The 10,624-nt window shown below is 72.6% G+C and carries 6 protein-coding genes and 1 pseudogene; all 7 read left to right on the forward strand.

Going from position 1 to position 10,624, the window contains the following annotated elements; genetic code table 11:
- Positions 1–196: 196 nt before the first annotated feature.
- Positions 197–637: an ATP-binding protein gene (locus tag ACFVGY_RS14035; RefSeq protein ID WP_385675908.1), complete on the forward strand. Its 441-nt coding sequence runs from the start codon at positions 197–199 to the stop codon at positions 635–637.
- A gap of 259 nt (positions 638–896) precedes the next feature.
- Positions 897–3,302 (forward strand): sodium-translocating pyrophosphatase, encoded by a 2,406-nt coding sequence (locus tag ACFVGY_RS14040; protein WP_385675911.1) that lies wholly within the window; start codon positions 897–899, stop codon positions 3,300–3,302.
- Positions 3,303–3,447: 145 nt separating this feature from the next.
- Positions 3,448–3,993, forward strand: coding sequence for a small secreted protein (locus ACFVGY_RS14045; protein WP_385675913.1), 546 nt, complete (start codon positions 3,448–3,450; stop codon positions 3,991–3,993).
- Positions 3,994–4,184: 191 nt separating this feature from the next.
- On the forward strand, positions 4,185–5,708 hold the full coding sequence (locus ACFVGY_RS14050) for a methyltransferase (RefSeq protein ID WP_385675916.1): 1,524 nt from the start codon (positions 4,185–4,187) through the stop codon (positions 5,706–5,708).
- Positions 5,709–5,952: 244 nt separating this feature from the next.
- Positions 5,953–6,150: a hypothetical protein gene (locus tag ACFVGY_RS14055; protein WP_385675918.1), complete on the forward strand. Its 198-nt coding sequence runs from the start codon at positions 5,953–5,955 to the stop codon at positions 6,148–6,150.
- A gap of 317 nt (positions 6,151–6,467) precedes the next feature.
- Complete coding sequence (gene topA, locus ACFVGY_RS14060) at positions 6,468–9,317, forward strand: type I DNA topoisomerase (RefSeq protein WP_385675921.1); 2,850 nt, start codon at positions 6,468–6,470, stop codon at positions 9,315–9,317.
- A gap of 277 nt (positions 9,318–9,594) precedes the next feature.
- Positions 9,595–10,624: pseudogene (locus ACFVGY_RS14065) on the forward strand (dTMP kinase); the annotation flags it as partial.

Here is a 10,624-nt window from a genome sequence, read left to right on the forward strand (position 1 = left end):
CCACCCCCCGCCCCCGCTCTGCCCCCCCCCCCCGCGCGCGGGCCGCCCCCCCCCCCCCGCCGCCCCCGGCCCCCCGCCCCCCCCCCGCCCCGCCCCCCCCCCCCCCCCCCGGGGAGGGAGCCGAAGAGGAGCGGGGGCGCGGGCCGTGGGTGGTCCGGGCCCCTGTAAGGCACGCCCGTAGTCCGAGGGGGACGCAATGGCCACCGTTGAACTGCGCTTCAGCGCCCAGCCCGAGCACGTCCGGACGGCCCGCCTGGTCGCGGCCGCGGTGGCGCGGCGGGCCGGCGTGGAGGAGGCCGTGCTCGACGAGGTCCGCCTCGCGGTGGGCGAGGCTTGCTCGCGCGCCGTCGGCCTCCACCTCAGCAACGGGCTCACCGCGCCCGTACGGGTCGTCCTGACCGAGGAGGAGAAGCTGTTCTCCATCGAGGTCGGCGACGAGGTCCCCGGGCCGGGCGGCGCGCCCGGCGAGACCGTGCCCGGGCTCGACGCCGCCCTGGACCCGGATGCGGACACCGAGGACGAGATGGGGCTCGCGGTGATCAGTGGGCTCGTCGACGACGTCGAGGTGACGAGCAGTGAGCGGGGCGGAACCATCCGGATGAGCTGGCCTGTTTCGGCGAACCCGGAACTCTCCTAGCCCTTCCCGCCCGGCGTATTATTCGATCTTATTCAAGGCCCTGCTGAGCAGGGCCTTTTTCGTGCCCGCGCGCAATTCCTAGATCGATGACCATGTGTCAATGCCTTTGTCCCATTACCTCTTTCGGGGGTAATGGAGTGACGCGATCTATTGGTGGGGGGCGAGAGCAGGCCAATTCCGTTTCCCGCGCACTGTTTTGCTCGGGACCGGCTCCCTACAATCCGTCCACATCTTGAGCTCATCACGTCAAGGAGGACGAATGACGGGGCTCTTCACCCCAGAAGCGCCGGACGGCACTGCCGATCTGGCCGCCGCGGTACTCACCGATGACAATCGGCTCATCGTGATGGTGATCGCGGCCGTGGCAATTGCCGCACTCGTCGTCGCACAGTTCCTGGTGCGCCAGGTTCTCTCCGCCGACGAGGGAACCGACAGCATGAAGAAGATCGCCGCCGCCGTACAGGAAGGCGCCAACGCCTACTTGGGCCGGCAGCTGCGCACCCTCGGCATCTTCGCCGTCGTCGTGTTCTTCCTGCTGTTCCTGCTTCCCGCCGACGACTGGGCGCAGCGGGCGGGACGCTCCGCCTTCTTCCTGGTCGGCGCGCTCTTCTCGGCGATCACCGGCTACATCGGCATGCGCCTCGCGGTCCGCGCCAACGTCCGCGTCGCCGCCGCGGCACGCGAGGCGACCCCCGCCGAGGGGCAGCCCGCCAAGGACCTCACCGACGTCTCCCACAAGGCCATGCGGATCGCGTTCCGCACCGGCGGCGTCGTCGGCATGTTCACCGTCGGACTCGGCCTCCTCGGCGCCTCCTGCGTCGTCCTGGTCTACGCGGCCGACGCCCCCAAGGTCCTGGAGGGCTTCGGCCTCGGCGCCGCCCTGATCGCGATGTTCATGCGCGTCGGCGGCGGCATCTTCACCAAGGCCGCCGACGTCGGCGCCGACCTGGTCGGCAAGGTCGAACAGGGCATTCCGGAGGACGACCCGCGCAATGCCGCGACCATCGCCGACAACGTGGGCGACAACGTCGGCGACTGCGCCGGTATGGCGGCCGACCTCTTCGAGTCGTACGCCGTCACCCTCGTGGCCGCCCTCATCCTCGGCAAGGCCGCCTTCGGCGACCTCGGCCTGGCCTTCCCGCTCATCGTCCCCGCCATCGGCGTCATCACCGCCATGATCGGCATCTTCGCGGTCTCCCCGCGCCGCTCCGACCGCAGCGGCATGACCGCCATCAACCGCGGCTTCTTCATCTCCGCCGCGATCTCGCTGGTGCTCGTCGCCATCGCCGTCTACGCCTACCTGCCGGCCACCTACCAGGAGCTCGTCGGCGTCGAGAACACGGCGATCACCCAGCACTCCGGCGACCCGCGCGTCCTCGCCCTCGTCGCCGTCGCCATCGGCATCGTCCTCGCCGCCCTGATCCAGCAGCTCACGGGCTACTTCACCGAGACCAACCGCCGTCCCGTCCGGGACATCGGCAAGTCCGCGCTGACCGGCCCCGCCACCGTCGTCCTCGCGGGCATCTCCGTCGGCCTGGAGTCCGCCGTCTACACGGCGCTGCTCATCGGCCTCGGCGTCTACGGGGCCTTCCTGCTCGGCGGCACCTCGATCATGCTCGCGCTCTTCGCGGTGGCCCTGGCCGGCACCGGCCTGCTCACCACCGTCGGCGTGATCGTCGCCATGGACACCTTCGGGCCCGTCTCCGACAACGCCCAGGGCATCGCCGAGATGTCCGGCGACGTCGAGGGCGCCGGTGCGCAGGTCCTGACCGACCTCGACGCCGTCGGCAACACCACCAAGGCCATCACCAAGGGCATCGCCATCGCCACGGCCGTGCTCGCCGCCGCCGCGCTGTTCGGCTCGTACAACGACGCCATCTCCACCGCGGTCCAGGAGGTCGGCGCCAAGGCCGGGGAGATGAACCTCAGCCTCGACATCGCCCAGCCCAACAACCTCGTCGGGCTGGTCCTCGGCGCGGCGGTGGTGTTCCTGTTCTCCGGCCTCGCCATCAACGCGGTGTCCCGCTCCGCGGGTGCCGTGGTCTACGAGGTGCGCCGCCAGTTCCGCGAGCGTCCCGGAATCATGGACTACACCGAGAAGCCCGAGTACGGCCGCGTCGTGGACATCTGCACCAAGGACGCGCTGCGCGAGCTCGCCACCCCCGGCCTGCTCGCCGTCATGGCGCCCATCGCGGTCGGCTTCGTCCTCGGCGTCGGCGCGCTCGGCGCGTACCTCGCGGGCGCGATCGGCTGCGGCACGCTGATGGCCGTCTTCCTCGCCAACTCCGGCGGCGCGTGGGACAACGCCAAGAAGCTCGTCGAGGACGGCCACCACGGCGGCAAGGGCAGCGAGGCCCATGCCGCGACCGTCATCGGCGACACGGTCGGCGACCCGTTCAAGGACACCGCCGGTCCCGCGATCAACCCGCTGCTCAAGGTCATGAACCTGGTGGCGCTGCTGATCGCGCCGGCCGTCGTGCAGTTCAGCTACGGCGTCGACACCAGCCCGACCGTCCGCGCGATCGTTGCGGCAGTCGCCATCACCGTGATCGTCGTCGCGGTGTACGTCTCCAAGCGGCGCGGCATCGCGGTCGGCGACGAAGGCGACGGCACGGGGGCCGAGCGGGTGGCGCAGCAGCCGGCCGATCCCGCGGTCGTGTCCTGATACGACGCGTTTCCCCGGGGATTCACAGGCACGTCCGAACGGCGGGCGGGCGGCGCGGACTGACGCGCCGTCCGTCCGCCGTTCTGCGTGGCTGGATGAGGGCCGTGTATCTTCCGGGCCGAGAGCCTTGGAAGGGACCAATCCGGTGAACAAGAAGTTTGCGTCCGCGGTGTCCGGCGGTGCGGTACTGATGCTCGTGCTGTCCGGCTGCGGTGGCGACGACGGCGACGAGAAGGCCAACGCGTGGGCCAAGAAGGTCTGCGACAAGTGGTCGCCCGAGCTGAAGAAGATCGAGGCGGCGCGAGCCGACATGAAGCGCGTGTCCGGTACCACGAGCAAGCCGGACGAGGTGCAGAAGACCGACTCGGCGGCCTTCCAGGTCCAGTCCGACGCGTACAAGGCGATGAGCGCCGCGGTGTCATCGGCCGGGGTCCCGCCGACCAAGAACGGCCAGGCGACCCAGACCGAGGCGGTCCAGGGCTTCGAGGCCGCGTCCAAGGCCTACGCGGACCTGAAGACGAAGGTCGACGCGCTCGACCCCAAGGAGCAGACCAAGTTCGCCGACGGCCTCAGCCAGCTCTCGGGCGCCATCGCGGAGGTCAACAAGGGCACGAAGGAGGCGTACGCGAAGGTCACGGCGGGCGACCTGGGGAACGCGATCGCCAGCCAGAAGGGCTGCAAGGTGTCCTGATGCCCGCCGAGGTGTCCCTGACGCCCGCCGAGGTGTCGTGATGCCCGCCTGAGCGTCCTGTCTGGTGCCCGCCACGGCGTCCTGAGCCCGGCCCGGTGGCAACCGGCCGTCCCCCGCCAAGTGAGCTCCTGCGGCCGCGTCGTGGCCGGTGCGGCGCACGGATCCACCGTGTCAGCCGACACAATGGACGGGTGAGTACCACCAGCCTCCCCACGCCCGACCGCGCCGCCGAGCTCCGCACGGCCCTGCTCTCCGCCGGCTTCACCGCCGACGGCGTGCTGGAGCTGCTCGGCGCCCCCGCCTACGCCGCGCTGGCCCGCAGCGAAACGGTCCCCGCCCTGCGGGCCACCCGAAGCCGGGGCACCGGCCCGCTCGCAAGCCTGGTGCGGCTGTTCCTGCTGCAGCAGCCGGAGCCGTACGCAGCCGCGGCGCAGGCGCTGCCCGTCGAGGCGGCATTGGCCGACGGGTGGCTGCGCCGCGAGGAGGCCGCCGACGGCGGGGGCACGGTGCGCGCCACCGTCGACATCCGCCCGTACGGGGGGCCGGACGGCGAGGACTGGTTCATCGTCTCCGACCTCGGCTGCGCCGTCGGCGGGGCCGGCGGGATCGGCAGTCGCGAGGAGGGCGTGGTCCTCGGCGTCGGCGGCGCCTCCACCACGCTCGCCGGGATCACCGTGCGCATCCCCGTTGCCGAAGCCCTCGACCTCGGCACCGGCTCCGGCATCCAGGCCCTGCACGCCGCCGGGCACGCCACCCGGGTCACCGCCACCGACGTCAACCCGCGGGCCCTGGACATCACCCGGCTGACGCTGGCGCTGTCCGGGGCACCGGAGCCCGAGCTGCTCCTCGGGTCGCTGTTCGAGCCGGTCGGCGAGGCCACGTACGACCTGATCGTCTCCAACCCGCCGTTCGTGATCTCCCCCGGCGCGCGGCTGACGTACCGGGACGGCGGCATGGGCGGCGACGACCTGTGCCGGACCCTGGTGCAGCAGGCGGGCGCCCACCTCAACCCGGGCGGGTACGCCCAGTTCCTCGGCAACTGGCAGCACGTGGAGGGCGAGGACTGGCGCGACCGCCTCCGTTCCTGGGTGCCGCGCGGCTGCGACGCGTGGATCGTGCAGCGTGACGTGCAGGACGTCACGCAGTACGCGGAGCTGTGGCTGCGCGACGCGGGGGACCACCGCACCGCACCCGCCGAGTACGCGCAGCGGTACGAGGACTGGCTCGACGAGTTCGAGGCCCGCAAGACCAAGGCGGTCGGCTTCGGCTGGATCACCCTGCGCCGCAGCGACGCGGCCGAGCCGTCGATCGTGATCGAGGAGTGGCCGCACACGGTGGAGCAGCCGCTCGGCGACGCCGTCCTCGCCCACTTCGCCCGCCAGGACTACCTGCGCGAGCACGATGACGCGGCCCTGCTGGACGGCCGCTTCGTCCTCGTCGACGAGGTCGTCCAGGAGCAGGTCGGCCCGCCCGGGGCGGAGGACCCGGAGCACGTCGTGCTCCGCCAGAACCGCGGCATGCGGCGCGCCACGACGGTGGACACGGTCGGGGCGGGCTTCGCCGGCGTCTGCGACGGCTCGCTCACCGCGGGCCGGATCCTGGACGCGATCGCGCAGCTGGTCCAGGAGGACCCGGTCCTGCTCCGGGACCGGACGCCCGAGGCGATCCGGATGCTCGTCGAGCAGGGCTTCCTGGAGCCGGTCGCCGACCGCTGAGCCGGGCCGCCGCCAGCCGCCGCGTGTCGCCGGACCCGGACCGGGACCGGACCCGCCGCATGTCGCCGCAGCCGCAGCCGCAGCCGCAGCCGCAGCGGTGATGTAACCCGTGGTTCGCCCGGCGTTCTCCCGCGGCTGGCAGGCTCCCGGCGTACGAGCTCGGCCGGGACCCCGGGATACCGGGGGGATTCCGGGGCAGCCCGAGCGCGGCCCGGTCTACGGCCCGACAACGAGGGGGAACGGCATGGAACGCGGTCCGGCGATCTTCGCGGCAGCCGTCTTCCTGCTGTTCGGAACGGCTCTGCTGGCCTGGACGGGGGCGCGCGCCCGCGGCGGCGCGCCGGTGGCCGAAGGCGTACGCCCCGCCGTGGCCGTACCGCTGGCCCTGCTCGGCGGCGCGACGGCGGTGGCCCTCGGCGTGTGGTGCCTCACCCGGCTCTGAAACGGGGAGCCCGACACCTCAGGGATTCCGGTCGGCGGCCCCGGCGCATGTCGGCCGATTCGTGCCGATGCCGGCCGGCGGAGGAAACCGGACGTCAGGTGGGGTGCGGGCGCGCGGCCAGACGGCCCCCTGGCCACTCGGGCCAGTGATCGGGACGGGTCCGGCGGGGTATCCGGGCGGCAGGAATGGCACTTGTCGGGTTACCGTTCGAGTGGCCGTTGCGGGCTTGTGCCGTTTGACACGGGGGCGGGTTGTACCGTCACACTCCGCAGCGTCGCCGTACTGCGACCGAGTGCCGACCGGAGAGAAGAGCCAAGTTGTCCCCGACTAGCGAGACCGCACAGGGCGGCCGCCGACTCGTCATCGTCGAGTCCCCTGCCAAGGCGAAGACGATCAAGGGCTACCTCGGCCCGGGATACGTCGTCGAGGCGAGCGTCGGGCACATCCGCGACCTCCCGAACGGAGCCGCCGAGGTCCCCGACAAGTACACGGGCGAGGTCCGCCGCCTCGGCGTGGACGTCGAGCACGACTTCCAGCCGATCTACGTCGTCAACGCGGACAAGAAGGCGCAGGTCAAGAAGCTCAAGGACCTGCTCGCCGAGTCCGACGAGCTCTTCCTCGCCACCGATGAGGACCGCGAGGGCGAGGCCATCGCGTGGCACCTCCAGGAAGTCCTCAAGCCCAAGGTCCCCGTCCACCGGATGGTCTTCCACGAGATCACCAAGGACGCGATCCGCGAGGCCGTCGCCAACCCGCGCGAGCTGAACCAGAGGATGGTCGACGCCCAGGAGACCCGCCGCATCCTCGACCGCCTCTACGGCTACGAGGTATCGCCGGTCCTGTGGAAGAAGGTCATGCCGAAGCTGTCGGCGGGCCGCGTCCAGTCCGTCGCCACCCGTCTCGTCGTCGAGCGCGAGCGCGAGCGCATCGCCTTCCGCTCCGCCGAGTACTGGGACCTGACCGGCACCTTCGCCACGGGTCGGGCCGGCGACTCCTCCGACCCCTCGACGCTCGTCGCGCGGCTGAACACCGTCGACGGCAGGCGCGTCGCGCAGGGCCGCGACTTCGGCGCGAACGGGCAGCTGAAGAGCGACGTGCTGCACCTCGACGAGGCGAACGCGCGGGCCCTGGCCGCCGCCCTCGCGGACAGCTCCTTCGCCGTCCGCTCGGTCGAGTCCAAGCCGTACCGCCGGTCCCCGTACGCCCCCTTCCGTACGACGACGCTGCAGCAGGAGGCCTCGCGCAAGCTGGGCCTCGGCGCCAAGGCGTGCATGCAGGTGGCCCAGAAGCTGTACGAGAACGGCTTCATCACCTACATGCGTACGGACTCCACCACGCTCTCGGACACCGCCGTCGCGGCCGCCCGGGCACAGGTCACGCAGCTCTACGGAGCCGACTACCTGCCGGAGAAGGCCCGCGTCTACGCCGGCAAGGTCAAGAACGCCCAGGAGGCGCACGAGGCGATTCGTCCTTCGGGTGATCGTTTCCGCACGCCCGCCGAGACGGGTCTGACCGGCGACCAGTTCCGCCTGTACGAGCTGATCTGGAAGCGGACCGTCGCCTCCCAGATGAAGGACGCGACCGGCAACTCGGTCACCGTCAAGATCGGCGGGGTGGCCGCCGACGGCCGGGACGCCGAGTTCACCGCCTCCGGCAAGACGATCACCTTCCACGGCTTCATGAAGGCGTACGTCGAGGGCGCGGACGACCCGAACGCCGAGCTCGACGACCGCGAGCGGCGCCTCCCGCAGGTCGCGGAGGGCGACGCGCTGGCCGCCGACGAGATCACCGCGGACGGCCACGCGACCAAGCCGCCGGCCCGCTACACCGAGGCCTCGCTGGTCAAGGAGCTGGAGGAGCGGGAGATCGGCCGCCCGTCGACGTACGCGTCGATCATCGGCACGATCCTGGACCGCGGCTACGTCTTCAAGAAGGGCACGGCCCTCGTGCCGTCCTTCCTGTCGTTCGCCGTGGTCAACCTCCTGGAGAAGCACTTCGGCCGGCTCGTCGACTACGACTTCACGGCGAAGATGGAGGACGACCTCGACCGCATCGCGCGCGGCGAGGCCCAGGCCGTGCCGTGGCTCAAGCGGTTCTACTTCGGTCCGGAGGGCGACGCCGCCCAGGCAGGGCCGGCTGACGGCGACCACCTCGGCGGGCTGAAGGAGCTGGTCACGGACCTGGGCGCGATCGACGCCCGGGAGATCTCCTCCTTCCCCGTCGGCGAGGGCATCGTGCTGCGCGTGGGCCGGTACGGGCCGTACGTGGAGCGGGGTGAGAAGGACGCCGAGGGCCACCAGCGGGCGGACGTCCCGGACGACCTGGCCCCGGACGAGCTGACGGTCGCGTACGCGGAGGAGCTCTTCGCCAAGCCGAGCGGCGAGTTCCAGCTCGGCAAGGACCCGGTCAGCGGGAACGAGATCGTCGCCAAGGACGGCCGCTACGGGCCGTACGTGACGGAGATCCTGCCCGAGGGCACGCCGAAGACCGGCAAGAACGCGGTGAAGGCGCGCACGGCGTCGCTCTTCAAGTCGATGTCGCTGGACACGGTGACCCTCGACGACGCGCTGAAGCTGATGTCGCTGCCGCGCGTCGTGGGCACCGACGCCGAAGGCGTGGAGATCACGGCGCAGAACGGCCGCTACGGCCCGTACCTGAAGAAGGGCACGGACAGCCGTTCCCTGGAGACCGAGGACCAGCTCTTCACGATCACGCTGGACGAGGCGCTGGCGATCTACGCCCAGCCGAAGCAGCGGGGCCGCGCGGCCGCCAAGCCGCCGCTGAAGGAACTGGGCACGGACCCGGTCAGCGAGCGCCCGGTGGTGGTGAAGGACGGCCGGTTCGGCCCGTACGTGACGGACGGCGAGACGAACGCGACGCTGCGGCGGGACGACGACGTCGAGACGATCACGCCGGAGCGGGGCTACGAGCTGCTCGCGGAGAAGCGGGCGAAGGGCCCGGCCAAGAAGACGGCGAAGAAGGCCGTGAAGAAGGCCCCCGCGAAGAAGGCGACGGCCACGAAGGCGACGGCCACGAAGACGGCCGCCGCGAAGAAGACGGCGGCGAAGAAGACGACGGCGACGGCGGCGACGGCGGCGAAGAAGACGACCGCGGCCAAGAAGACGGCGGCCAAGAAGACGGCCGCCACCCCGCCCGCGGACGCCTGACCTCCCCCAGGGGCGCGGGGAACTGCGCGTGCACCCCGCCCCGGCCCGCCCCGGCCCGCACGGGCCCGGGGCGGGGCAGCCCCGTCAGGGGGCGCGGGATCATGCCCAGGGGTTTTTCGCGCGGGGAACTGCGCGGTCAACCCCGGCCGGCCGTCACCCCGGCATGCCACGGGTCCCCCGCACCCCGGCCCGGAAGGGAACGCGGGCCGCCCCGGGCCCGCCCCGGGGTTATCCACAGCCCTCCGCACCCACCCAGCGCAGCGGATAGGCTGGGCGGATGACGCGAGCCGAGCAGCCGACTGGCGTGACCGCCCCTCCGAACCCTTCCTACGACGAAGCCCTCGCCGCGGATTCCCGCGAGCGGGCGCTGCGCGCCCTGCTGCGCACCCCCAGGCTGCGCCGCCTGTGGAGCGCCCAGCTCGTCAGCGGCATCGGTGATGCCCTCGCCCTGCTGGTCCTGGTGGTGCTCGCCTTCCAGGCGGCCGTCTCCCAGGGCACTTTCGGCACGGGATACCGCGGCTGGGCCCTGGCCGTCGCCGCCGTCTTCGGGGTCCGGATCTTCGCCACCCTGCTCTTCGGCGCGGTCCTGCTCGGCCCGCTCGCCAAGCTCACCGCGCCCGGCGGCGCGCTCGACCGCCGCTGGACGATGGCCGGGGCGGACGGGCTGCGGATCGCCCTGTTCGTCGTCGCCCCGCTCTGGCTCGACTGGATCCCGGCGCACGCGCTGACCGCGCTGCTGGCCACCGTCTTCGTCGGCGGCGCCGCCGAGCGGCTGTGGAACCTGGCCAAGGACAGCGCGGCTCCCGCGCTGCTGCCCGAGCCGCCGCCGGAAGGGGCGACCGTACGGCCGCTGCCCGACCACTTCGACGCCCTGCGCCGGCTGACGCTGCGCACGACGTTCGCCGCGATGCCCGCCGCCGCGGCCGCGCTGCTCGCCGCGACGCTGATCGGCAAGGTCCTCGGCCTCGGCGTGGACTGGTTCGCCGCGAACCAAGCCGCCCTCGGCTCGTACGTGGCCGCCGGCCTGTTCGCCGCGTCGCTGTCGCTGCTGCTGCCGCTCGTCCTGCCCGCCGCGAAGACGCCGCGCCCGCGGTCCCCGCTGGAGGGCCTGCGGGCCCCGAAGGCGGGGGACCGGCCGGACAAGGGCCGCACCGGGGCGATCCCGCTGTTGGTGCTCGCCTGCGCCGCGGTCGCCGGGGCGGGGGGGGGGGCGCCCCCCCGGGGGGGGGGGGGGCCCCCCGCGCCCGGGGGGGGGGCCGCCCCCCCGCCCCCCCCCGGGGGGGGCCCGGGGTGGGGGGGCCCGCCCC

Source organism: Streptomyces sp. NPDC127106, from assembly GCF_042677605.1.
Classification (GTDB): Bacteria; Actinomycetota; Actinomycetes; order Streptomycetales; family Streptomycetaceae; genus Streptomyces.

Coding starts and splice junctions, on each gene's coding strand:
- ACFVGY_RS14055 (WP_385675918.1), top strand. CDS start 5,953: ATGGAACGCGGTCCGGCGATCTTCGCGGCAGCCGTCTTCCTGCTGTTC.
- ACFVGY_RS14040 (WP_385675911.1), top strand. CDS start 897: ATGACGGGGCTCTTCACCCCAGAAGCGCCGGACGGCACTGCCGATCTG.
- ACFVGY_RS14035 (WP_385675908.1), top strand. CDS start 197: ATGGCCACCGTTGAACTGCGCTTCAGCGCCCAGCCCGAGCACGTCCGG.